Origin of the sequence: Winogradskyella maritima (assembly GCF_042650215.1) — a bacterium.
GTDB lineage: Bacteria > Bacteroidota > Bacteroidia > Flavobacteriales > Flavobacteriaceae > Winogradskyella > Winogradskyella maritima.
This window is the reverse complement of the sequence record NZ_JBHSAT010000004.1, coordinates 949,215-972,750: the sequence shown is the minus strand read 5'-3', so window position 1 is coordinate 972,750 and position 23,536 is coordinate 949,215. Positions and strand designations below refer to the sequence as shown.

21 protein-coding genes are annotated in these 23,536 nt (G+C 34.8%); 7 read left to right on the top strand and 14 right to left on the bottom strand.

The features are described from left to right. Positions 1 to 111: 111 nt before the first annotated feature. A complete protein-coding gene (locus tag ACFOSX_RS05380; RefSeq protein WP_386097770.1) occupies positions 112 to 789 on the bottom strand; it encodes an ABC transporter ATP-binding protein in 678 nt (225 codons plus the stop codon). Positions 790 to 838: 49 nt separating this feature from the next. Continuing rightward, positions 839 to 2,089, bottom strand: a complete 1,251-nt coding sequence (locus ACFOSX_RS05375) for an efflux RND transporter periplasmic adaptor subunit (protein ID WP_386097768.1) — start codon at positions 2,087 to 2,089, stop codon at positions 839 to 841. Positions 2,090 to 2,294: 205 nt separating this feature from the next. On the opposite strand from ACFOSX_RS05375, the gene ACFOSX_RS05370 reads away from it, so the two are divergent. Together ACFOSX_RS05370 and ACFOSX_RS05365 are read left to right on the top strand one after the other, a co-directional pair. Beyond that, the gene (locus ACFOSX_RS05370; protein WP_386097766.1) at positions 2,295 to 3,647 is read left to right on the top strand and encodes a sigma-54-dependent transcriptional regulator; all 1,353 of its coding nucleotides are present in this window, start codon (positions 2,295 to 2,297) and stop codon (positions 3,645 to 3,647) included. After that, on the top strand, positions 3,637 to 4,983 hold the full coding sequence (locus ACFOSX_RS05365; protein ID WP_386097764.1) for a sensor histidine kinase: 1,347 nt from the start codon (positions 3,637 to 3,639) through the stop codon (positions 4,981 to 4,983). The genes ACFOSX_RS05370 and ACFOSX_RS05365 overlap by 11 nt, the downstream gene beginning before the upstream one ends. Before the next feature lie 59 nt (positions 4,984 to 5,042). Here ACFOSX_RS05365 and ACFOSX_RS05360 read toward each other — a convergent pair whose 3' ends face one another. The 4 genes from ACFOSX_RS05360 to ACFOSX_RS05345 all read right to left on the bottom strand — a co-directional run bounded on the left by ACFOSX_RS05360 (position 5,043) and on the right by ACFOSX_RS05345 (position 11,463). Further along, the gene (locus tag ACFOSX_RS05360) at positions 5,043 to 7,427 is read right to left on the bottom strand and encodes an ABC transporter permease (protein WP_386097762.1); all 2,385 of its coding nucleotides are present in this window, start codon (positions 7,425 to 7,427) and stop codon (positions 5,043 to 5,045) included. A gap of 188 nt (positions 7,428 to 7,615) precedes the next feature. Next, complete coding sequence (locus ACFOSX_RS05355; protein ID WP_386097760.1) at positions 7,616 to 8,758, bottom strand: DUF4932 domain-containing protein; 1,143 nt, start codon at positions 8,756 to 8,758, stop codon at positions 7,616 to 7,618. Between the two features lie 101 nt (positions 8,759 to 8,859). Next, positions 8,860 to 9,939 (bottom strand): helix-turn-helix domain-containing protein, encoded by a 1,080-nt coding sequence (locus tag ACFOSX_RS05350; RefSeq protein ID WP_386097758.1) that lies wholly within the window; start codon positions 9,937 to 9,939, stop codon positions 8,860 to 8,862. Positions 9,940 to 10,080: 141 nt separating this feature from the next. Continuing rightward, positions 10,081 to 11,463, bottom strand: coding sequence for a mercuric reductase (locus ACFOSX_RS05345; protein ID WP_386097756.1), 1,383 nt, complete (start codon positions 11,461 to 11,463; stop codon positions 10,081 to 10,083). Between the two features lie 389 nt (positions 11,464 to 11,852). Here ACFOSX_RS05345 and ACFOSX_RS05340 point away from each other — a divergent pair, with 389 nt between their 5' ends. Then, complete coding sequence (locus ACFOSX_RS05340) at positions 11,853 to 12,401, top strand: carboxymuconolactone decarboxylase family protein (RefSeq protein ID WP_386097754.1); 549 nt, start codon at positions 11,853 to 11,855, stop codon at positions 12,399 to 12,401. A gap of 632 nt (positions 12,402 to 13,033) precedes the next feature. Here the strand turns inward: ACFOSX_RS05340 and ACFOSX_RS05335 are convergent. The 4 genes from ACFOSX_RS05335 to ACFOSX_RS05320 form a co-directional block, all read right to left on the bottom strand. Further along, positions 13,034 to 13,717 (bottom strand): SDR family NAD(P)-dependent oxidoreductase, encoded by a 684-nt coding sequence (locus tag ACFOSX_RS05335; protein ID WP_386097752.1) that lies wholly within the window; start codon positions 13,715 to 13,717, stop codon positions 13,034 to 13,036. 188 nt (positions 13,718 to 13,905) lie between these two features. Then, entirely contained in the window at positions 13,906 to 14,691 is a 786-nt protein-coding gene (locus tag ACFOSX_RS05330) for a nuclear transport factor 2 family protein (protein WP_386097750.1), read from the bottom strand. A gap of 99 nt (positions 14,692 to 14,790) precedes the next feature. After that, positions 14,791 to 16,416 (bottom strand): serine hydrolase, encoded by a 1,626-nt coding sequence (locus ACFOSX_RS05325; RefSeq protein WP_386097749.1) that lies wholly within the window; start codon positions 16,414 to 16,416, stop codon positions 14,791 to 14,793. A 132-nt stretch (positions 16,417 to 16,548) separates the two neighbouring features. Beyond that, entirely contained in the window at positions 16,549 to 17,088 is a 540-nt protein-coding gene (locus tag ACFOSX_RS05320; protein ID WP_386097747.1) for a helix-turn-helix domain-containing protein, read from the bottom strand. A gap of 332 nt (positions 17,089 to 17,420) precedes the next feature. On the opposite strand from ACFOSX_RS05320, the gene ACFOSX_RS05315 reads away from it, so the two are divergent. The 4 genes from ACFOSX_RS05315 to ACFOSX_RS05300 are packed head-to-tail and all read left to right on the top strand — an operon-like array spanning position 17,421 to position 19,759. Then, entirely contained in the window at positions 17,421 to 18,518 is a 1,098-nt protein-coding gene (locus ACFOSX_RS05315) for a serine hydrolase domain-containing protein (protein ID WP_386097745.1), read from the top strand. An 11-nt stretch (positions 18,519 to 18,529) separates the two neighbouring features. Then, positions 18,530 to 18,856, top strand: a complete 327-nt coding sequence (locus tag ACFOSX_RS05310) for a hypothetical protein (protein WP_386097743.1) — start codon at positions 18,530 to 18,532, stop codon at positions 18,854 to 18,856. A 4-nt stretch (positions 18,857 to 18,860) separates the two neighbouring features. Beyond that, on the top strand, positions 18,861 to 19,424 hold the full coding sequence (locus ACFOSX_RS05305) for an RNA polymerase sigma factor (protein ID WP_386097741.1): 564 nt from the start codon (positions 18,861 to 18,863) through the stop codon (positions 19,422 to 19,424). Next, on the top strand, positions 19,421 to 19,759 hold the full coding sequence (locus ACFOSX_RS05300; RefSeq protein WP_386097739.1) for a hypothetical protein: 339 nt from the start codon (positions 19,421 to 19,423) through the stop codon (positions 19,757 to 19,759). Before ACFOSX_RS05305 ends, ACFOSX_RS05300 begins: the two co-directional genes overlap by 4 nt. Before the next feature lie 443 nt (positions 19,760 to 20,202). On the opposite strand, the gene ACFOSX_RS05295 is transcribed toward ACFOSX_RS05300, so the two are convergent. The 4 genes from ACFOSX_RS05295 to ACFOSX_RS05280 all read right to left on the bottom strand — a co-directional run bounded on the left by ACFOSX_RS05295 (position 20,203) and on the right by ACFOSX_RS05280 (position 23,470). Beyond that, positions 20,203 to 20,721 carry a leucine-rich repeat domain-containing protein gene (locus tag ACFOSX_RS05295; protein WP_386097737.1) on the bottom strand — a complete coding sequence of 173 codons (519 nt, stop codon included), beginning with the start codon at positions 20,719 to 20,721 and terminating at the stop codon, positions 20,203 to 20,205. A 24-nt stretch (positions 20,722 to 20,745) separates the two neighbouring features. Next, positions 20,746 to 20,883, bottom strand: coding sequence for a hypothetical protein (locus ACFOSX_RS05290; RefSeq protein ID WP_386097735.1), 138 nt, complete (start codon positions 20,881 to 20,883; stop codon positions 20,746 to 20,748). A gap of 276 nt (positions 20,884 to 21,159) precedes the next feature. Then, the gene (locus ACFOSX_RS05285; protein WP_386097733.1) at positions 21,160 to 22,278 is read right to left on the bottom strand and encodes a T9SS type A sorting domain-containing protein; all 1,119 of its coding nucleotides are present in this window, start codon (positions 22,276 to 22,278) and stop codon (positions 21,160 to 21,162) included. Positions 22,279 to 22,324: 46 nt separating this feature from the next. Further along, the gene (locus tag ACFOSX_RS05280; protein WP_386097731.1) at positions 22,325 to 23,470 is read right to left on the bottom strand and encodes a helix-turn-helix domain-containing protein; all 1,146 of its coding nucleotides are present in this window, start codon (positions 23,468 to 23,470) and stop codon (positions 22,325 to 22,327) included. Positions 23,471 to 23,536 lie beyond the last annotated feature (66 nt).

The following is a 23,536-nucleotide window of genomic DNA, read 5'->3' as shown; positions in this document are numbered from 1 at the left end:
CGAGCGTGAGCTATTAGATTGAAATATCGCCCTGAATTAAATTATTTTTTATAAGTCCTTTTTATGAAAATCAGTATTCGATTTTCACTAATACGATGGTATTTTACAAACTTATATCAGGACATTTTCGGTGACCTTTTGTCCATCCAACATTCTAACAATTCTGTGACTATACTTAGCATCGTGCTCACTATGGGTTACCATAACTATTGTTGTGCCAGCTTCATTAAGGTCTATGAGTAAATCCATAACTTGATTTCCGTTAATGCTATCTAAGTTTCCGGTTGGCTCATCTGCCAAAATTAGTTTAGGATTATTGACTACGGCTCTTGCTACAGCAACACGTTGCTGTTGACCACCAGATAATTGTTGAGGAAAGTGATTCTTGCGATGCATAATCTGCATTTTTTCTAAAACCTCCTCAACCTTTTTTTTCCTTTGGGTTCTTTTTACACCAGTATAGAGAAGTGGTAATTCCACATTTTCGAAAACTGTAAGTTCATCTATTAAATTAAAACTTTGAAATACAAAGCCAATGTTATGTTTACGTAACTCTGAACGTTTGCGCTCATTATAGTTATTAACTTCCGTACCATTAAAGATAAAGCTCCCACCATCTGGGTCGTCCAACAGTCCAAGTATATTTAATAAAGTGGATTTGCCACAGCCAGATGGACCCATTATGGTCACAAACTCGCCTTCCTTAACTTCAAAGGATAGTTTATTTAGTGCAATAGTTTGCACTTCTTCCGTTTTATAGAATTTCTCTAAATCTTTAATTTGTATCATTTTATTTCTTTTGTTAGAAGGTTTCGTTGTGAGTTGTTTTTGCGAATCTCTATTTCAAAATTAATTTTTCGACTTCGCCAAAAGAATCATAGCTTGATGTCACCACCTTATCTCCCGGATTTAAGCCCTCAATAATTTCGTAATATTTCGTGTTTTGATTTCCTAATCTTATATCTACTTTATAGGCTTCATTACTATCTTCACTTACTTTAAAAATCCAGTTACCACCCGTTTTTTGAAAGAAACCCCCTTTTGCTAAAAGCAATGCTTCTTTCTCAGCACTTAAGGCTACTCTTATCTGTAAATTCTGACCTCTTCTAATGCCATCTGGTATCTCTCCATCAAATTTCATATCCACTTGAAAACGACCGTTTGTAACTTGCGTAAAGACCTTTTTAATGCTAAGGGTATATGTTTTGCCATTTAATTCGAATGTTCCTGTTTGACCATTATAAATTCGCGAAATGTAATGTTCATCAATATCAGCTCTTACTTTATAGCCACTTGTTACATCTACTTGTCCTAAACGAGTACCTTTAGTAATGGATTGGCCAATTTCTGCGTCCAAAGAAGTTAACTGCCCATCGATAGGTGCCCTAACCACCAAATCCCCAACTTTTTTTCGCATAAGTTCCAGAGCACTTTGAGTTCTTGCGTATGAACTCTTGGCTTGATTAATTTCAAGTTTTGAAGAAATGGAATCTTCAGATAGTACCTGTTTTGCCAATTTCATACGCTCTTTTTGATAATTAAAATCGTTTTCAGAAGATTCATAATCCATTCTTCCTATGGCTCCTTTATCATATAAACGCTTGTTGAGCTTATAGATTCTTTCTGCTTCAATCAAGTTGTTTTCAACATCTGTAAATTGATTTTGTCTATTAATGGTGTTTTGGCGTGCCGCATTCTGCGAAATTTGCATCTGTGTTAACAGATTGTAAACTGAAGTTTCTTGGTTTACAAGGCTTAACTCTAAATCTGTGTTTGATAATCGTAATATGGGCTCTCCTTTTTTCAATACAGCTCCATCTTCTACAAATTTTTCTTCTACACGACCACCTTCTAACGCATCCAGATAAATTGTTGTAACTGGCAGTACAATGCCATTAACCGGAATATTTTCTTGAAATACACCTTTTTCTATCGTATGAATTGAGATTCTTTCTCTTTCAATATTTAATTTTGAACTATCTGAGGACTGCAAAATTATAAAACCTAACATTGCAACAAAAGCAATACTACCTCCTATGAGGCTAATTTTTTTATTTAAAAACTTCTTCTTTTTAGTTTTAACGTCCATTTTTAATCTTTGAATTATAGATACTTTATTGTGAAGATGATGCCATAAATACAAAACGTTAAAAATCAACATATTATATCTTTATTTATATATATACTGTCCGATTTTAATACACATAATGTCCGAAAATGTACACTTTTTTAAGTATCCTTTTTTAGGTTTTCTATTTTTTTTAGGATAGATATAATATTGTATTATTGTAATAATGGTATTACGTAAAGCTTCTATTTTGGTCATTGATGATGATGCTGACATACTCACGGCATTACGGCTTCTGTTAAAACCCTTGGTAAAAGAAGTTGTGACTGACAAAAACCCAAATAACATTAATTCCTTATTAACGAAAACGGCTTTTGACATCGTTATTTTAGATATGAATTTTAATGGATTGGTGAATACGGGTAACGAAGGCATTTTTTGGCTCAATAAAATAAAGTCACTAAATACTGAAACCTCTGTGATTCTAATGACGGCTTACGCTGATATTGATTTAGCTATAAGGGGCTTAAAAGAAGGCGCATCTGATTTTTTGGTGAAACCTTGGAAAAATGAAAAATTCATTGAAACCATAAATACAGTTTTAGGTAAAAAAAGAACAAAATCTGGAAAAATAAAGCATCTTAATGCTAACAGCACAAGAATAATAGGGGAAAGTGATGTTATGATTGATGTATTTGTGAAAATCAAGAAAGTTGCACCAACGGAAGCAAACGTTTTAGTATTGGGCGAAAATGGTACAGGCAAAGATTTAATTGCTCGTGCACTCCACGATAATTCAAACAGAAAAAACCAGCCATTTGTTAAAGTTGATGTTGGTGCATTAACAGCATCGCTTTTTGAAAGTGAGTTATTCGGTTATAAAAAAGGTGCTTTTACTGATGCAAGAGAAGACAGAAAAGGACTTTTTGAAGCTGCAGATACTGGTACTTTGTTTTTAGATGAAATAGGGAATATAAACTTAAACCAACAAGCTAAATTGTTGACTGTATTACAGAATAGGCAAGTTACGCCTTTAGGGTCAAACACTCCAATACCGATTGACATTCGCTTAATCTGTGCTACTAATTTTGACCCAAAAACCTTATCTGATGAAAAAAAATTCAGGAAAGATTTAGTGTACAGAATCAACACGGTAGATATTGTCGTACCGCCATTGAGAGAGCGCGACACAGATATCACAAAGCTTACGAAACACTTTATATCTGTATATGCAGAAAAATATAACAAAAACTCTTTTTCTTTAGATACTGGATTTATTTCAAAATTAAAACAGCATAGCTTCCCAGGTAATGTTAGAGAACTTCAATATATTCTTGAACGTGCAGTTATTATGACCGATGGTGATGTCTTGAAAGCTGATGATTTAGTGTTCTCATCCATCGAAAGTTCTTCTACTAAGTCGCATATTGGCAATTCAAGTCATAACCTTAACGAATTAGAAAAGAATGCTATTCTTACAGTATTGGAAAAAAATAAAGGAAACATTTCTAAATCTGCGAAAGAATTGGGAATTACCAGAGCTGCTCTATATAGACGAATAGAAAAGTATGAACTATAAAAGCTACATCTTTTGGCTTTTTTTTAGAGTGCTTCTCATAGTTCTTACTATTCTCTGTTTGTTTTACTTTATATATTTTAATTATACATTTTACGCCATAATTTCAGGCCTCTTTGTTCTATCTGTTTTTATCAATACCCTTTTTTTTATAAAACGCCGTTTCGAAGTAATAGAAGATTTCTTTGAAACCGTAAAATATAGTGATTTTTCAAGATGGTTTCCAGAAGATAAAGGGGCGAAAGATATTAGATTTCTATACGCTGGCTTTAATAAAATTAATAAGACTTTTAAAGATATAAATTCTCAGAGTCAAGCACGGTACGTTTATTTGCAGAAGATTTTAGAGATGGTAGATATTGGCATTATCTCCTATAATTTAGAAAGTGGCGACGTTTTGTGGTCTAATGATTCCTTTAGAGAAATTTTAAATATGCCTTCCTTTAAAAATATAATGTTCTTAGAAAAAAGAATGCCAAAACTTTTCACTTCGATTTTTGAAACCTACCGTAAAGATGCCGAAGCCATATCGATAACTATTCAAAATGAAAGAAAAAATGTATTGATTTCTGATACCATTTTTAAAGTCAAAGAAGAATCTTTTAAGCTAATTGTTTTGCAGGATATAGATAATACTCTCAATCAAAATGAATCTGAGTCTTGGAAGAAATTATTGAGTGTGATGACCCACGAAATTATGAATTCCATAGCACCAATATCATCCTTAGCGGATACACTTCAAAAAAACGTACAGATAGCCATTGAAAGTCCTGAAGAAAAAACACTTGAGCTCGAAGACATTAACTTAGGAATCAAATCTATTAAAAATAGAAGTGACGGTTTGATGAAATTCGCAAAAACCTATCGTAGTTTAACCAAAATAACAAATATCAATGTTGAGCGGGTTGCAGTTTCAGAGCTTTTCCTTAACATAGAGTTATTGATGGCACCTTCGATAAGGGCAAAAAAAATTGATATTCACTTTGAAGTTTTGCTACCACATTTAGAATTGGATATTGATAGACATCTAATTGATCAGGCATTAATAAACCTTATCTTAAATGCGGTAGATGCTTGCAAAATAAAAAAAGAAGGGGCGCAGATAAAAGTTTTGGCGTCGCAGAATGCAAATAACCAAATTGTTTTAAAAGTGTTTGATAATGGCTCAGGTATACGTCAAGATATTTTAGAAAAAATTTTCATCCCTTTTTTCACCAACAAAGCTACTGGAAGCGGTATTGGCCTAAGTCTGTGCAAACAAATAATGCTACTACACAAAGGCAAAATATTAGTTAAAAGTGTTGAAGGTAAAGGTACTGTGTTTAGCCTGATTTTTTAAAAATGTATAGCATCATTCATAGCCATTAAATTAAATGAAATGATTAACAATGGTAAACTTCATTCGGTTTTTAGGCTTTTTACAGGATTGGTATTGGCAGCTTTTATTGCTTGAAAACTTATAGTTATAAATGCTATAAAAACAATTATTAAACTAGAAATTAAAAATATCTTCCAATCTAATGCGACACGATATGCAAAATCCTGAAGCCAATTATTCATCACAAACCAAGCTATTGGCATTGAAATTAAAATAGAGATAAATACAAGTTTTAAAAAATCCTTGGATAACGACATCACTATTCTTGTAACACTTGCGCCTAAAACTTTTCGTATTCCAATTTCTTTACGTCTTTGCTGAGCGGTAAACATTACAAGACCAAAGAGTCCTAAACAAGATATTAGAACTACTAGTAATGTCGCTATTTTTGATAATGATGCTACGCGATTCTCTGATTCATAAAGGTTCTGATATTCGGAATCCAAGAAAGAAAACTCAAAGGGATATCCTGGTTGCAGTCTTTCATAAATAGTCTCTATCTCATTCAACACAGCACTTACTTCAGCTGTTTTTATACGTAGTGCCATATCGGTACCACCTCTTCTAAATCTCAAAATTAGTGGTTCCACCGCATTGTGAAGCGAGCCATATTGGAAGTCCTTGACCACGCCAATGATTTCTTTTTGACCGCTTCCGTGGTCAATAATGGTACCTATTGCTGAACTGGGTTCTAAATTCATAAACCTCAGTGCAGACTCATTAATGATAATTTTACTCTCATCGTCATTGAACTCTTTTGAAAAAGTACGTCCGTCTAATACACCAATGCCTAAGGTCTCAATATAATTGTATCCTATCCTAGGTGCTTTGAACATTACTTTTTTATCGGAATCTACACCTCTCCAAGAGTATCCGCCTTGGCCATCGCCTGACTCAAGTAGACTCCCGCTCATAAAAGCAACATCAGTAACAGCGCTCATAGCTTCCAACTCATTCATAAGGACATCCCGATTCTTATAATCCGTCTTTAGTTTGAAAGTAATAACATTCTCCTTGTCATAACCAAGGTTTTTGTCCATCATAAAATCTATTTGGCGATTAATTATGAAAACTGAAATAATAAAAATGACCGCTAGAGAAAACTGAAATACTACAAGCCCTTTCCTAACCCATACTTCACCAGCAACTGTATTGAGTCTACCTTTTAGGATTGATACAGGTTTAAATCTTGATAAATAAAATGCTGGATAACTTCCAGCCAATACGCCGGTAACAATCGCTAAACCAATGATGCCTAATATTAAGGCAAAAGAAGGTTTGAATAGGATGCTTTTACCAGTAATATTATTAAAGTAAGGCAATACCAAAAATGAAAGTATGCAAGCAAATAACGTAGCTAATATGGTAAGGAAAATAGACTCTCCTAAGAATTGAAATATTAAACCTCTTTTTCTTCCTCCAACTACTTTTTTTATCCCTATTTCCTTAATTCTTTTACTCGCTTGCGCCGTTGCCAAATTCATAAAATTGATACAAGCTATAATGAGAATAAACAAGGCAATGAAGGCAAATAATCTTACATAAAAAATTCTGCCACCTACCAGCACACCATTCTCATAAGTATCGTTGAGATATGTGGATGAGAACTGTTGTGTAAATAGCTCGAAATTGTCCCTATCTTTGAGCTTTGTGGTCAAAAACTTTGCAATTTTATCATTTAGTTCGTCGACGTCCGCATTCTCGTCCAAAACCAAATACGTATGTGCATAACCGCCACTCCAATCCCCTGCCCATCTGGAATCGTCTACCATCGATTTGGCCGGTAATAATGCATCAAAGGTGAGGGTTGAATTATTTTTTACATCTTCAAATACACCCGAAACACTCAAGGTTCGTTTTCTACCACCATCGCTCCACTTATAGTCCCAGACCAATGTTTTGCCAATGGCGCTCTGTGGATTTGCAAAGAGACTTTTTGCAAGACTTTCTGAAATTACAATATTATCCTTCCTGGATAAAACTTCATTTTTATTGCCATATAGAAGATTGAAAGAGAACGTATCAAAAAAGTTTTCGCTCGCAAATATGCCCGTTCCAACTTTAGTCCTATCCTCGTATTGTATAACTCCAGATGGTTCCATAAAATCTGCACTGGTGGAAGTTGCGGATTTTACCTCTGGAAATTCTTCTGTCAAGGCATCTGCCAATAACAGCGGACTGTTTTCCATAGTAATGATTTTATTCTCCCAATCTAAGTTGGTAATGACTTGATGAATATTTTCTTTGTTCTCGTGAAAAGCATCTACGCTCAATTCATCGTTTATCCAAAGGCAAATCAGGATTACGGAAGCCAAGCCAGAGGAAAGCCCTATGATATTGATGAGGAAACTGGTCTTGTTCTTTTTTATGCTTCTTATAGCTATAAGAATGGTGTGTCTGAGCATCTTTAGTGTTTTTGAATATTCTTTTAATATGTAAAAAACGTGCCAATCAAATAAGCATTTGATTTCCAGTAATTTAAAATAAAATGAAAAATTAAAAGTGTCCAATTTTGATACACTTGGTGTTCATTTTTTGGACACTTTTATTAGTATTTATTCAAAAGGTCAGGGTTCAGCTCTTCTGTACAAATTCATATTTTAGATAAAGCTATCATCGCCCTTTCCACAGTCTCACAATAAGAACTATAAACTCCAGAATCATATACTTTCAGTTCTTTTATAATCAGAGGAATGTGATTAAATTTTCTACGTTCCAAATAGTCCAATCGAAGCCTTTCCGCGGCGTCCAAATTCCCTAATTTCTCGGCTATTAGAATTTCACCAGCCCTAACGAAATGCTCATAAACACAGCTTTTCCAAGTGTTGTAACCTTGGGCTTCCATTTTTTTGCGTAGTGGTTCAAATAAATGCTCGGTGGAAGTGAACAAACTATCCGGTAGCTGGGCGACAACCGGATTTACAAATGAGTGTCCGAATTCGTGAATGCTCAATTCCATCAGTTCTTTTTCATAGGCAAAGCCCATTTCTAAATTATCCTCATCATCAAAATCCTGAATTCCCAAGGCTCCAAATACACTAAAAACCGAAGTATTGGTATCTCTTAGAATTTTAATCCCAAAACCCATTCCCTTTGGGATTGTTAGACTGGGCACCAGTACGTATTGATCAAAGCTTTCTCCATAAAACTTCTCCATACTCACTATAAAATTATTATCTAGCAATCCATCCGCTATTTCCTGGATTGCACTTTCGTAATATACTTTTGAGTCCGTGAGGTAGTCTTCGAGGTCAATTTCCTTTGCGAAAGCATTTAAACCCTCTAAAAATATTTCTGCATTCTTCCTTGCTGCAATACTATCCTTACTTTTTGAGAAATTTAGATAGTATCCCTTATCAATTTCTGGACTAAGTTCAGCATTTGGTACGTCCCCAACTTGAAGAAGAAAGGCGGTTAAGTAATCAAGCCAAAGGTGGTTGGCAACCGAGAAGCTTTTTTCCAGATTGTTACTTGTTGCAAAGGGTTTGTACTTCAAATAGAGTTGGTAGCCATAGTTGTGCCACTCCTTTTTAGGTATGGTCTCTCCTTGAATTTTCACCGTTTTATTTTCTATATCGACGCCTTCAAAACCTATGAAATAGGCCAAGCCAAGAAGTTCTATGTTTTTATTGATTTTGATATCAAGTTTATCCTCGCTTGTAATATTATTTTGGGTTTGGGAAATGGTACATTGAACAATTGCAAGTGCCGTTATTACCATAAAAAGTTTCTTCATTTTGTATTGTTTTTGAGTACAAAAGAAACTGAAGATGACTTTTAATGCGCTTTAAAACTAAAAATTGGACGTCCAAAAACGTGTTTTTGGACAAAAGTATATCACTTTTCAAGAAAGTCTGAAGGGTTTCTTCCTGTCGTATCCTTGAATATTTGATTGAAGGATGATTTAGAATTGAACCCAGATTCCATTGCTATGGCCAGTAAGGTTTTATGGGATTCCGTGGGGTCATTGATACGTTGCATAGCGTCTTTGACCCTAAATGAATTCACATAGGAATTAAAACTGACGTTATGGTATGAATTGATTAACTGGGAAACATATCGCTCAGGTAGATTCATTCTTGACGCGACCTCTTTGATAGATAGCTTTTGTGTTGTGTAAATTTTATCTTCCCCAAAAAGTGTGGTCAACCTTTTGAGCTCCTTTTCATCATCATACTGAGGGTACTTATCCTTTACAAGCTGCGGCTTCAGAATTTTAGGAATATCGAAAAAAGACGGTTTGAAGTAACTGATGTATCCGAGTACGAAAATAAAAATTAATAAGGCTATCTCAATAACCGTAAAGACTTGAACATCGAACAAGGCAATCAATAGCCATAATAACGTGAGAGACGAAAAGACTGCAAAAAAAGCGGTAAGCCTATGGACTTGAAAACGGCCGCCATTCTTTACTGGTATCTTTTTTAATAGACGATACAGATTGATAAGTTCATTGCCAAATAAAACCAGAACCAAAATCATCGCACAAACTGGAACAATTTCAGTAAATACATACCATACCCTGATGGATATTAAGTCATAGCTTGTTCCAAAAAATTGGTTTGAATAGAATGAAAACAGTTCTGCTATTATTTCGATTATAGCCGGTATAAACAGAAGTTTAGACTTATTATTATATTGAAAATCAGGACGCGTATTCGCCTTCACAAACAAAAATAAAGCGGGTGGTATTATCAAATAAGAGCCCAATATCCAAAATGGCACTGCACCTGCTGTACTGTGGTAAAATGCCCTCATAGCCCAGATATTCAATACTTCTATAGTAATAACGGAAGTTATCAATCCTATATAAAAGACGGTCATTCGTTTCTTGAATACGGAAGAAAGCAGGGCCAAGCTCAGTAGAATTCCCTGACCAGAAACGAGTAATAGAATTATTTCTTCAGCATTTTTCATTTTTAAAAGTCATCAAATCGAAGGCTTTGTTTTTTCAAGATGACTTCTTTCAATTCGATATGCAAATATAAAAGTATCCTATTCTTTTAATAGCTTTTATGGTTTTCATTTTACAGCGCTATAGCATACAGCTCTCTTTGGTTACATTTCATTTTCCATCGCCTCTTTGATACCATCCAGCATCCAAGGCATCAGTTCCGAAACGGTAGGATGCACCAACACAACCCTTCGATAGTTCTTACATTGAATACCACTATGCATTATGGCAGCGAACATATTGATGATTTCATCACCATTGATGCCTAAAATGGAACCGCCCATTATTAAATCGGTTTCTGCATCTACCAGCAATTTGGCAAAGCCTTTGGTTTCTGCCATTTCTTTGGCACGACCTATTTTGCTGAGTGGATAGGTTGCTTTTAAAACTTTCTTGCCTGTGGCCAAAGCTTCTTTTTCGCTCATACCGACCCGACCTAATGGTGGGTCTGTGAACAAACCGTAAATTGGGATACGTTTTGAAATAGTGCGTTCCCCATCGAATAGATAGTCCAAAACAATCTCGGCATCGTTAACCGAGGTATGGGTAAAGGCACCTTCGCCATTCACGTCGCCTAAGGCAAAAACGCCATCAACACCGGTTCGGCAATAATCATCAACTTGAATGTAGCCTCGTTTATTGGTTTTAATGGCTGTATTTTCTAAGCCAATAGTTTTGCTGTTTGGCAATCGACCTATGGCAATCAATAAATCAGAACCTTCAATGGTCTGCTCGTTTCCGTCTATCTCAATGGTAAGTGCTATTCCTTTTTCGGTTTTAGTTACCGCTTTCGCGGAAGCGCTAAAAACAATATCAATACCTTCATCCTGTAATATGTTCTTGATGGCGTCTGCAACATCTTCGTCTTCCCTCGGCATCAATTGTTCTGATCTTTGTACTATGGTAACTTTGGAACCAAAACGCTTATAGATTTGGGCATATTCGGCACCGATGTAACCACCACCCAATATGATAAGGTGCTTAGGCAGGTCGGGTTTATCTAACAGTTTTGCACTATCCATCCATTCTACGGTTTCAATACCTTCTAGATTTGGAATTCTTGGTCGCGTTCCTGTATTGATGTAGATGTTCTTGCCTGTTATTTTTTTATCACCAACGGATAATATTTTGTCCTCAAGAAATACACCTTTTGTGTGATAAAAATCAATATTGTCAGTGCTTTCCAACCACTTTTTCATTCCGTTGCTGTTCCCATTTCGGATGCTGTTCATTCGCTTACGGATGACATCATAATCCACGGTAATCTCACCGATTTTAAAACCATATTCATTCCCCCTTCGAGCCAAATACAACGCCCTTGCACTTGCCACCAAGGTTTTTGTTGGTGTGCATCCATAGTTGACACAACTGCCGCCAACTTTTTCTTTTTCGATTACGGCGATTCTATCACCTGTTGCTATTAATTTTCCGAGCAATGTGCCTGTGGCTTGCCCGGTGCCTAAAATTATATGATCATATGTTTTCATAATGTGTTTGGTTTTTTGAACAGTCCTCTAATAAGGTGGTCGTTCTGAGCGGTAACACCTTAAAATACGAATGTTTTTTCAAGCAATTCATCTATGATTGAATAAACACGACCTGAAATTCTGGGTTTCGGGAAAAACATACAATTCGTTAGGAAGTTGGGTTATGTTATAGCCCTGTCTTTCACCGCTTCTTTGCAGTGATTAAAAGTAAAACGAAATGAAACTAAACAACACCTGTCTTTTCAACTTGATTGAAATCTTTGGTAACCCAAAAAGAACTATTCAAAATAAAATACTTCGGAACTGTGATACCCATCACCACCACGATTTTTATTGTGAATCCGAGAAACCATTTATAGCAATTCAATAACAATTTAAAAACAGAAGTTATGAACACATTTAATGTACCAACAAGAGACGAAGTAAGTGAAGCCAACAAAGCAATTTTTGACCATTTGGAAAAAGCAGTGGGATTTGTTCCCAACCTTTTTGCCACTTATGCACACTCGGATAATGCTTTAAAGAACTACCTAGATTTTTCGAATGCAAAGACTTCGCTTAAAGCGAAAGAAAAAGAAGTCGTGAACCTCGCGGTAAGCCAAGTGAACAATTGTGAATACTGTTTAGCGGCACACACAGCCATCGGTAAACTCAATGGCTTTACCGAAGACCAAATTCTAGAGCTACGTGCCGGTGAGGCAACCTTTGACACCAAATTAGATGCTTTGGCAAAGTTGTCCAGAAACATCACCCAAAATAGAGGAAATACTGATGACGAAGTTTTGGAAAACTTTTTTAATGCCGGATGGACGAAAGAGAACCTTATCGACACGATTTCTTTGGTAGGCGATAAGACGATATCCAATTATATACACCGTACGACAAAGGTGCCTGTAGACTTCCCTGAAGTCGCACCCCTAGAAGCTGCGCTTGTGTAATTCCCCCAAAGCGCAGTTAGTGTAGAGCAGTCCACTCTAATGGACTGCTCTTTTATTCTGTATAAAAAATCAAAAGTAAAAATTGTGTGTGTACTTAGGAATTAAAGAAAATTTTTGAGACTGAGAGCCCGATTATATCTAGTTCATACAATGGTCATTAATACAATATATTGATATTAGGATATCCTATTAGCAAAATCAGATTTGCACTTCTATATATTCGGGTTGATTAATAAAGTTTTCAATAGACTTTTCGATGCTAGTGGCACTGGTGCTAGTACACATTCCTTCCAGAAACTGGTTGATAATAACAATTCTCGTTACCCCCCTTTACCACTTTGAGCGTTCTGGCAGTTGATGCTTAATCGGTTTTAGGTGGAAAGAAATAAAAAAACATTCTTTTAAAACGGCAGATGTTGTTTAACGCAAACGCAGCCCAATGATGATGGATATAACATCTGTGCGTAGAAAGATCCATTGCAAAATGGGTCTTTCTTATCTCAAAAAATACTGAAGGCACAAGCAGTTTACATTGCGCGGTGGCCTTGGGTCGCTTTTTTAAGTTGATCGTACTTTGTAGCGATATCTTTATCCATTTCTTTGGGATAGGTAAAATTGTAGAGCACATCCTTCTAACGCTGTCTTCCGCCAAAGACAATGTTGATATCACCTCGTTCTAAGGCTGCTATGGATTCTTTGGCCACCATTTCCGGTGAGTCCATATTTTCCCGTTTTGAGTTTTCCATCATATCGGTATCCGTGGCGGTTGGGTATACACAAAGTATGTGAATATTATCAGGTGCAAATTCACGTCTTATAGCATCAGAAAATTGCCGTATCCCGGCTTTTGTAATGGCATAGACCGAGTAGAAGGGCATCGCGATAAGACCCAACCCAGAAGAAAGATTGATAATTTGTGGTTCGTCACTTTTCTTGAGCAATGGTATACAATGCTTGGTGAGTAGCGCCGGCCCAATGAGGTTTACCTGAATCTGTGTGCTGATATCCTCATCGCTCATATCCAGAAGAGAACCTGCCGAGACCACGCCAGCATTATGAACGAGCATATCTAAGCTTCCCCAGTCTTGCATTATTTTGGCTACTGCTTTCTTGATGTCCGCAGAATCCGCTACGTTTCCTTTTAAACCTATAAAGTTGACAGCAGGAAATTCACTATTTAATGCATCAAGTCCAGAAAGTGACCTGGACATTATGGCAAAATCCGCGACACCTTTATTTATGAGAACTTTGACCAATTCTTTTCCTATGCCTCTATCACCACCCGTGATGATGACTTTTTTGTTATTGAATTTCATACTATTTGATTTTTTGTTATTAATATATGTTTAGGTCGTAAACCATAAAAGAAAATTAAAGAGGTTAGACTAAGCTGCCTAACCTCTTCATTGTTTAAGCCATTTCATAGACCTCATCAAAAAGCTTTTTATCCAAGCGTTCCTGTTGGTAATGGTATAGAATTCATTGTCTAGAATTACAACCAGTTCTAATTTATTTTAATTGCCTCTTCTACTTGCTTTCCATTCTCTTTAACAGTAAATTTTATGATTTTACCATCCGCATCCTTAATAAATTCGAAAACTAATGGTGCTTCTTTGATGAAGAAAATATTTTCTTCTTCTGAGTGTAGTTCTGCTACCATTCGGCCAGCATCCATTGTTAGTTTTCCTTGTTCCGATAAGAAAATTTTAACGGGTCCGTTTTTAGGTGCTTTGTAATTTCCCACAAAAATAGCAAGCTCATCTTTAGATAATATAGTTTCTTTTTTAAAGATATTTTCAGAAACAGGTTGGTGATCATAACTTAACACCCTGGACATTTTCCATTGCTCATTCTCAAACTTCCAAACATTAGTGAATTTGGCTTTTTCAACTAATCGCTCTTTTGTTTCACCTTCCTTTAAATAGAATATATGGTCACCAGAGATAATTGCGCCGTAATTATTTAAAGGATAAATATTCACAGAGCCCTCAAGAACTTCCCTTCTCAATCGAACATTTTTATTGCCACACACATTTTCGGAAATTTGTTCCATAAATAACGGTAAGGTCTCGGTAAGTCCTCCTTTATCGTGATAAAATTCTATGTCATCTGTAAATAATGTCCTGAACGTTGTTAAATCACAACTGTTATAGGCTTTCCAGAAGGTAGCATCTAATTCTAAGATGGTTTTAGTTAGGTCGTTCTGTGAATTTTGAGCTGTGCCCATAGTGCCACATAATAAGCCTGCTAAAAGAAATACTGTACTAAAGTTTTTAAGTTTTAAAGTCATTTTTTTGATTTTTATTGATGAATTTTTATTTGTTATTTAAGTTTTACGAACTCTTATTGATTGTAATCTCTTAATTAAAAGAATTGCAAAAGGAATTTTTTACTCAACCTTTTTAGCAACCATTTTTCTACCTTGGTCCAACGTGAGACTTACTACAGTATCATTTTCTAAGTTAAAGGTCAATAGGGCATCGACATCCTTAGCTATGAATTTATTCCCATCTATTGGCAGTAACTCCTTTTTATCGTTTTCGATTTGTCCGATAAGTTTGCCATCTTCAATAAAAACAGTGAAGTAATAATTAGGTTGTAGTTCATACGTTCCAACATACTTTTTTAAGTCCTTAAACTTCACTTTTACGGTTTTGAAACTTTTAATATTGCTATCGATACGGGTCCACTTTTTGATTTGATAGGTGTCATTTTCTATCAATTGCATTTGGTTATTGTTTCTTTCAACAGAGAAAGTGGCAAGTGTGTTTTGAATATAGAATCCATTCGGCGCATAAGGAACTAGTTTGTTTTTTGTACGTCCTCTATCAAAAAATAATAAGGATTCATCTTCGAGGCGAATGATTTTTTCAACGCCGTATTCGTTTCTGTAAATCCCATTTAATGATTCCAATTCTGCTACTGATAAATTTATTTCTGACCAATCATAAGGCTTCCCCATCGCCATTGCGGCAAGCTTTGTTGCCGTTAGGCCTGCATTTTGTACGTCTTCAGAATTGGTAAGAATAACTACATAGATATCCTTTTCCGGCACATTTAGAGCATAGGATATAAAACCATTGATGCGTCCACTATGCTTTACAGCTTTTGTGTCTTGTACATATCCGATTTCCCAACCATATCCGTGAAGACCTCTTTTACCAGATGTTAAAATGAACGGGGAAGACGCTTTTTTTAGAATTTCCTCTGAAACTACTTCGTGGTTTTTTAATGATTTATTCCATCGGAACAAATCTTCGGCAGAAGACATTAAAGAGCCAGCTGAATAAGGAAGGCTCATATCTATAAAATCAGCATTCTTATAGTCTCCATTATTGCCTTTATAACCTGAAACTCGATTTTGAACGATTTCCTGAGAATTATCATAACCTGTATCCTTCAGTTGATAAGGCTCGAAAATGGCACTTTCAAGATATTTCTCGTAACTCATACCCGATACCTTTTCGATAATATATCCTAAAAGCACATATCCGGAACTTGAATAATTGTAATTTGTTCCCGGTTCAAAATCCATTGGTTCGTTTTTGAATAACTCAATCAGTTCCAGCGTTGTTTTGCCTTGTTTCATAACATTTGTATCAAACAGAACCGTAGATACATAATCTTTGATTCCCGAAGTGTGACTTAGCAAATGTTCTATTGTTATGCTTTGTCCATTTGTAGGATAATCTGATATATATTTTGTAATCTCATCTTTAAGTGATAGCTTTTTTTCTTCGTAAAGCTTTAAAATGGCAATTGCTGTAAATTGTTTGGATAGGGAAGCGATTCTGTAAATATTCTCATTATGCATCGGAATGTTCAGTTCGATATCTGCTTTTCCATAGGATTGGTGATATACAATAGAATCTCCTATTGAAATCAGTACTGTTCCTCCGGGACTTTGTTGATGTAATTTCTCTGAAATGAGTTTCTGGTAATCCTGTGAACTTAATTTTTGATGAGAAAATAAAGCCAATAGCACAAATGTAAGTGCTTGATAAAATCGTGTCATAATCTTGATTGATGTTTTGGTTAAAAGTTATTCATAAACTCGGAAAATATTTTCCGGGCTCAATGAACTTCTTTTTTGTAGGAAAGGATTCCTATTAGGCCTGACAATTACCTGACATCTATATGACAAATTCTATAGTATACTGAAATTCAGCTTGATGAAGAGATTTTTATTTTTATCTAATGCTACGGTGTTTCTGATAATAATAAAGGCGTTCACTACCAACATCAGCATAATCGTGAGTGGTACTATCTCGTGGTTGATGTCGGTGTACTTTCCCAATTGAGAGGCTATTAGTATCGCTAAAGGTAACGCACACGTCCATAGGATTTGCAGGGTAATAATTTGTTTCGTTATAGGATTGAATGCCTTTTTCCACCTTGTGATTACCAAGGGAAGAAGAATACTGGCGAGTGGAATAAAAATTAAAAAGAGCGAGGATGTATTGATGATTTTTAAAAGTGACCAATTCATTTCATCTTGCTCGGTCTGACCTGGAATTAATACATCTTTACTCACACCCAATGCTTTTGACAATGCATTTAAGGTGTGGCCTTTTAATTCTTGGCCAGATTCTATTCGCTGAATCGTCCTAACCGATATTTTAGCCCTTTCAGCAAGTTCGTCTTGGGTTAAGTTGAGTTTTTTTCTTTGTTTTAATAATTCCGACATTTTGTTACATAATCCTATTTCTAACTTTTATCCAAGTCGTTATATCTGTAACAAATATAAAATTATATTGGATTTACAATATGGATTACTACTATTTCATTTGAAATTTAAAGTGGTAATCGGGAGCAATGTCCAAGACGATTGTATTGAAGCTTTTCTTCCAGAATGTAGCTTTTCGTAAAATGTTTGGGAATGCGCTGAGTGACTTAGAATTTATTAAATAAAAAGAACTGTTCAAAATAACGTACAATTATTTTGTAACCTTTTTCAAAGTCATCTTGTCCAATAAATGTGAATTCACAAAACACATTTCAATTTCAAAATAATACAAGATGAAAAAATTATCATATATACTATTGCTATTAATTAGCATAAACTTCTGTCAAAACGGCTATGCTCAAAGTAAATACATTAAAACTGTGAGCGGAAAAAAAGTGTCCATTTCAACCCTTGAATCTCGTATAGAACATATTATGGATTCTATTCAATTACCAGGACTATCCATAGCCATTATAAACGATGCTAAAATTGCTTATCATAATAAATTTGGTGTGAGTAACCTAAAAACCCAAGAGCCCGTAACTACAGAAAGTATTTTTGAAGGGGCATCATTGTCAAAACCCCTGTTCGCCTATTTTATAATGAAAATGGTAGAACAAGGAAAATTCAACTTGGATGAACCTATCTATGATTTTCTAAAAGATATTTTCCCTGAGAACACTATTGCCGACGATTCTTTTGAAGCTTATAAAAGAATTACACCGAGAATAGTTTTATCCCACGGAACCGGAATTCCCAATTGGGTGAAGGGCAAACCTATAGAAATTGCGTTTGAACCTGGAACTGATTTTTCATACTCAGGCGAAGCATATCAGCATATGGGCGCCGCCCTTGGCACAAAATTAGGAATAGGCTGGGGAAGTCAATTAGACAGTCTCTTTCTTAAAGAAGTAGCTCATCCTTTGGGTATGCAACGCAGTTTTTACACGTGGAACGATGTTCTTGAAAAGCATACAGTAAAGGGCCATATGAATGGAAAAGTGAATATGGAAATGCACCGTGATAAAAAAGTGGGCCCAGGCTATAGCTTACAATCTGATGCTTATGATTACGCCCTATTTCTTATTGAAATGATGAAATCAAACAATTTATCACCAACCCTAAGAGATTTGATGCTTAAAGAGCACAACCATTTTAAACCAGATAATAAAATACATTTAGAAACTGGTCAAACAGGTTGGGGTCTAGGCTTTGCTCAGAAACCTACACCAAATGGGATGATGCACTTGCATACTGGAAACAATCATGATTTTCAAGCTTATGCAATGTTTGTTCCCGACCAAAAATATGGGTTCGTTATGTTTGGAAACTCAAATAACCTATTTCCTTTTTTAACAGAAATAGAAAAGCTAATCGAAGAACAATTTTAATAATTATCAAAATGGAAAAATTAGATGAAGTATTAAGCCTATTGGCTCTATCAGCGGGATTTGTCACCGTCGTGTTTATACTGGCAAAGTATCATTATATGATAAAAAAAGCAATGATTGAGAAGGGTATTGACGTTACCCAATACTCAAAAAGAGTTAGCTACATAGATATCGGTTGTATTGTATTTGGTCTTGGAATTGGCTTTATCGTCTCTTCAATTTTTACGGAAATGGATCTTACAGAAGACACAACAGATTTACTAGTTTTGGGAACGATTTCCGTATTTGCAGGATTAAGTTTAGTTATTGCTCATTATTTGAGAAAACGTACCTCTTAATACGTTGGACACACAATCCGAACGACATATTATAAACCAAATCAAGGAAGGTGATAGCGATGCTTTTAAGCTTATGGTCGAAAGACATAAGGACGCTTCGCTTTCCTTGGCTATTTCAATTCTTAAAGACCAAGATTTGGCAGAAGATGTTTTGCAAGATGTATTTATAACGGTATTTCAAAAAATTGAAACTTTTAATTTCAAATCTAAATTTGCAACCTGGCTATATCGTATTGTTGTAAATACAAGCTATAACCAACTGAAAAAAATTAAAAAAGGTGTTGACATTGAAGAAATTACAATAGTTCCTGAAAAATTAATTACACACGAAGAGATGCTAAAAGAAGAAAATCAAAAGCGGTTCATCAATTTAGCCTTGCTACGAATGAATGCCGACGAAGCTCTCACGTTACGCTTATTTTACCTCTCAGAGATGAGTATTAAAGAGATAAGCAAAATAACAGGATTCAAGACATCAAAAATCAAGGTGTGTCTACATCGTGGCAGAAATAATCTAGATTTTCAATTACGACAATTATTGGGCAATGAGTTAAATGATTTATTATGAAAGAAGAAAAAGCGAAAAAACTGCTCTCAAAAAGCACTATTGAAACCTCTTCGGGTTTCACAGAAAGACTAATGTTAAAAATAGAGGCTCATAAAGCCAAATCAGAATATAATCCTACCATTTGGAATTTTCCTTTAGTTATCGGAGTTTTTATAATGATTACTAGCCTTTGCATAATTCTATTCAATAGTTATTTAGACTATTTTCTTCAGGTATTGCATATAAAGAACATAATATCCAGTAAACCTTCTATGTTAGTAATTTCTATTGCTTTTTTATTAGGTATCCATTATGTCATTCGCTTAAAAGAGCTCCAAAAGGAATTTCTGAAATAGTTGGTTAAGGCATTCTGAAAACGATATAAATCTAGTACTACAATTATTTAGACTTGGTTGTTTTGTAAATAAGCAAATACATTTTGATTTAACAGCTGTTGGCTATGCCTATATACCGTATTATCACCGATTTAGTGTTTGACTATCAGCAACTTCTTTCAAATTAAAAGCAAACTAAGCTCCACTATTGGACTCGGCAAATTCGCGAAATATGCTAAAGTATTTTTTGCAGATTTTGTGATGAGCTATAACTTATCTTTCCAACCGATGATTTCATACACTGCATTTTTGAATCCAAATCATATTGAATTGGAAGCCACTCCCCATCTTCGTTCTTTTTATTCCCTTCCATAATTGTTTTATTTGAAGTTGATTATCGTTTATATAGACGTATTTTTAACGTCGATGGTTGCCTGAATAAATACTAATTGTTTCATTGATAATTAGAATGTCACTTGTGTATCAGGCAGTTCGTTTTTTATACGGGACTTTTCGGTTTCAGAAAAAACATTGTTACTTAATTCCAAAAGTTTCAGATTAGAAAACCCCCTTAAATCGACTGGTAACTTGGAAAGGTTATTATTTCTTAACAGTAAAACTTCCAATCGTTGCATTTCTTGAATACGCTCACATAATTTTTTTATATTAATGTTTGAGTTTTCGTCCAGTACCAATCCTTTAATCTGTGATAGTTTCTCAAGGTTTCTAGGTAGTTTTTTTATATCATTATTGGACAGTACCAGAATTTTAAGAGCTTCAAGGTTCTGTAAAATTTTGAATGCTTTTTTATAATGAAGTTTAGGATTGTCTTTTAAATATAGTTCTTTAAGAGTTTTTAGATGGCTAAGGTCTAAAGGAAGTTTGGTCAACTCATATGAGCTCAATACTAGAAAGTCCAGTTTTTCTATCTTTTTTAAAATTTCAATACTGCTTATAAGGCTTAATCCTACATTACTTGACAAATCTATTTCTCTGAGCTTCGGAAGTTATGTAAGCACTTCTGGAAGTTCTTTAAAATCATTATTTGCAATGTTAACCACTGAAAGTATTTCTAATTCAGATAGTTCTTGGGGTAATGAGGACAGATGATTGCCTTTTACATTCAACACATCGAGATTTTGCATACTTTCTATTCCAATCGGCAGTTTTTCTAAACCGCAATCCGTGATTTATAAGGCATTTACATTGATGAGTGGTTCTATTTGATTTGAAAATTTATTTATCTCGCTACAGTCTAAGTCCAACCATTTAACCTTTTCAGGCGTTTTAATGCTCTAGAAAAGGTGGTGAATTTTTTGTTTTGACTTTAAACCATAGATGTCAACATTAGATTAAGCAATAGAAATAATATTAAGGAATTTTTCATATTAAAATTTATGACTTGTTTACATATAACTAATTTATAAAATCACTTTTTTACTCATTATTGAACCATTTTGAGACAACAATATAAAATATATTCCAGGGCTAATTTTATTAGTATCAATAGCTTTCGAGAAAACTAAGTTCTCTACATTAAAATCCTTACTTAATATCTCTTTGCCAGAAACCTCAAATATCTTGATACTAACTTTTTCATCTGAAAATAGATTTGCATTTATATTGAGTGTGTCTTTTTCTTTATTTATAAAGACTTCAAAATTATTTTCTGATTGGTCAAAATCTGTAGTTGATAAAAATGCGTTATCAATAATCCGCAGATTACTGGTACCTGCATCTGAAACATAAATTCTATCATTGGTGGCATCTGCTAAAATACCATTGGGAAAATTGAAGGTAGCTGTAGAAATGTCACCATCATCATTACCTAAAGAAGAGCCTCCGTACACTGTTCCATTCCCAGAAATAGGATCTATTTGATAAACCTTATGTTCTCCAAGCTGAGTTGCATACAGTTGCGAGTTTGATGCCGTTATAAAACCAAGAAAATTTGCATTCGGTGCTGTAGCTGGTAGTTGGGTCAACATCGTCATTGCGCCACCTTCAAATTTCATTATCATTCTATTGTTATAGTTTGAGATAAAGGTTTCGCCATTTACAAAGGCAATTCCGGAAGGACCATTTAAGGGTGCACCAGAAAACAGTGTGGTCACCGTTCCATCTGATGCCAGTTGCTTAAGTGTATTGTTGTTATATTCAACGATAAGCATATCCGTGGTTCCGGGAATGTTCTTAATACCTGTGGGATTATTGATGTCCGTGGAATAGGTCGTTAGTAGATTTCCAGAAGCAGCATATTTGGAAACGGTATTTGCAGTAGCATCACATATAAATATTTCATCTTGACCGTTAACTGCAACACCATTTGGATTTGTAAATCCACTAGCGAATACAGTCACGTTCCCTGATGTATCATATTTATAAACCGAACCATTTGGAAAATCTGAGCAATAAATAATACCTTGAGAGTCTTGGGCAATACTATCATAGAAATTTCCCTCATTCACCGTTGAGACGGTCTGTGAAAAAGAAAACGTTGCCATTGAGAGGCTGGCTACAAGTGTAATTTTTTTGAACATAGTTTCTTGATTTAAATTTTGGGCTAAACTATATTCCGTATTGCTCTCAATCGACAGGATGTGTACGTTTGGACACATCTAAATGGGTTTTTATATAATTATTGGGTGTATCGTTCATTATTGTTTTAAAAGAACTATTGAATGTTGACTTTGTATTGAAGCCAGATTCCAATGCAATTGCAAGCAATGTTTTGGATTCTGATTCACCTACCTTGACCAATCTCAAAAACTCATCAATCCTATGGCCGTTTATATACTCATAAAAGTTTTTGTTCAATACTTGGTTGAGATACCACGATAGGTTGTTGCTTGATGTATTTGCGCTCTTTGCCAACTGACGAAGGTTTAAATCGGGTATAAGAAAGATTTTCTCAGTTTCAATGAGTTGTTTCAACTTCACTTCCAGTTCCTTTATATCTTCTGGTTTGATTCTACTTTTTGTTTGTTGCTTTTCTATATCGTTTTTCAGTGAAACCCTAAAGATTTGGGGTTGCGTAAGACTATAAAATCCTATGAAATACATAAAAATAGATGTGGACAGCCACATTGTGTTGTAATTTAGATAGGGATTAAATTTTCCGAAACCATAAAACGACACAAAGCTGAAAGCCCATAACAAAACAAAAGTAGTAAGAGCCATAATTAGAAATTTCACATAGGATGTAATGCTTTGGTTAAATGCGATTTGATACTTTTGATTCCTCTTAAACTGTACATAAAGGGCATATGACTTATAGGTGTAAAAAGAAATTGATAACAGCCCAAATTGTTCAATCAGTATAAATGCCAGATTAAGACTTCCGTTGTTATAACTGGTATTGAACTCGTTGGTATCCATTGTAAAAGTCCATAAGAAATAACCCGCATAGATAAATGCAGGCACAAAATGAACCAAAGGAAGTTGATATGTTTTTTTCTCTTGAAAGGCTAACCTTCTTATATAGCAAAACAGAAGAGGCCCAAATAGAAAGAGGGTAGTGTCTATTAAGGTTGCAATTCTTAGAAGCTCATCAAAAGGCATTCGATAGAGTGCTATTCTTCCAAATAGCATAATGGATGCAATTATTAAAAGACAGGTTAGAATTGAGTTGGCAGCCTTATTTTTATTTGGAACAAGCTGAATGGCCAAGGTTAAAAATATACCTTGACTGAGAATTATAATTAATAGAATATCTAAAAATGTAAATGACATCAATTTATTTGCAAAAGTAGATTACAACGATTTGGGACAATTGCAAAATTAAACTTTATAAATTGA

Bases quoted from the DNA above. Each gene is read 5' to 3' on its own strand.
- ACFOSX_RS05355 (WP_386097760.1), bottom strand. From the start codon at position 8,758: ATGAAGAAACTTTTTATGGTAATAACGGCACTTGCAATTGTTCAATGT.
- ACFOSX_RS05380 (WP_386097770.1), bottom strand. From the start codon at position 789: ATGATACAAATTAAAGATTTAGAGAAATTCTATAAAACGGAAGAAGTG.
- ACFOSX_RS05330 (WP_386097750.1), bottom strand. From the start codon at position 14,691: ATGACTTTAAAACTTAAAAACTTTAGTACAGTATTTCTTTTAGCAGGC.
- ACFOSX_RS05335 (WP_386097752.1), bottom strand. From the start codon at position 13,717: ATGAAATTCAATAACAAAAAAGTCATCATCACGGGTGGTGATAGAGGC.
- ACFOSX_RS05365 (WP_386097764.1), top strand. From the start codon at position 3,637: ATGAACTATAAAAGCTACATCTTTTGGCTTTTTTTTAGAGTGCTTCTC.
- ACFOSX_RS05320 (WP_386097747.1), bottom strand. From the start codon at position 17,088: ATGTCGGAATTATTAAAACAAAGAAAAAAACTCAACTTAACCCAAGAC.
- ACFOSX_RS05280 (WP_386097731.1), bottom strand. From the start codon at position 23,470: ATGTCATTTACATTTTTAGATATTCTATTAATTATAATTCTCAGTCAA.
- ACFOSX_RS05375 (WP_386097768.1), bottom strand. From the start codon at position 2,089: ATGGACGTTAAAACTAAAAAGAAGAAGTTTTTAAATAAAAAAATTAGC.
- ACFOSX_RS05315 (WP_386097745.1), top strand. From the start codon at position 17,421: ATGAAAAAATTATCATATATACTATTGCTATTAATTAGCATAAACTTC.
- ACFOSX_RS05300 (WP_386097739.1), top strand. From the start codon at position 19,421: ATGAAAGAAGAAAAAGCGAAAAAACTGCTCTCAAAAAGCACTATTGAA.
- ACFOSX_RS05360 (WP_386097762.1), bottom strand. From the start codon at position 7,427: ATGCTCAGACACACCATTCTTATAGCTATAAGAAGCATAAAAAAGAAC.
- ACFOSX_RS05340 (WP_386097754.1), top strand. From the start codon at position 11,853: ATGAACACATTTAATGTACCAACAAGAGACGAAGTAAGTGAAGCCAAC.
- ACFOSX_RS05290 (WP_386097735.1), bottom strand. From the start codon at position 20,883: ATGCAAAATCTCGATGTGTTGAATGTAAAAGGCAATCATCTGTCCTCA.
- ACFOSX_RS05345 (WP_386097756.1), bottom strand. From the start codon at position 11,463: ATGAAAACATATGATCATATAATTTTAGGCACCGGGCAAGCCACAGGC.
- ACFOSX_RS05310 (WP_386097743.1), top strand. From the start codon at position 18,530: ATGGAAAAATTAGATGAAGTATTAAGCCTATTGGCTCTATCAGCGGGA.
- ACFOSX_RS05285 (WP_386097733.1), bottom strand. From the start codon at position 22,278: ATGTTCAAAAAAATTACACTTGTAGCCAGCCTCTCAATGGCAACGTTT.
- ACFOSX_RS05350 (WP_386097758.1), bottom strand. From the start codon at position 9,939: ATGAAAAATGCTGAAGAAATAATTCTATTACTCGTTTCTGGTCAGGGA.
- ACFOSX_RS05370 (WP_386097766.1), top strand. From the start codon at position 2,295: ATGGTATTACGTAAAGCTTCTATTTTGGTCATTGATGATGATGCTGAC.
- ACFOSX_RS05325 (WP_386097749.1), bottom strand. From the start codon at position 16,416: ATGACACGATTTTATCAAGCACTTACATTTGTGCTATTGGCTTTATTT.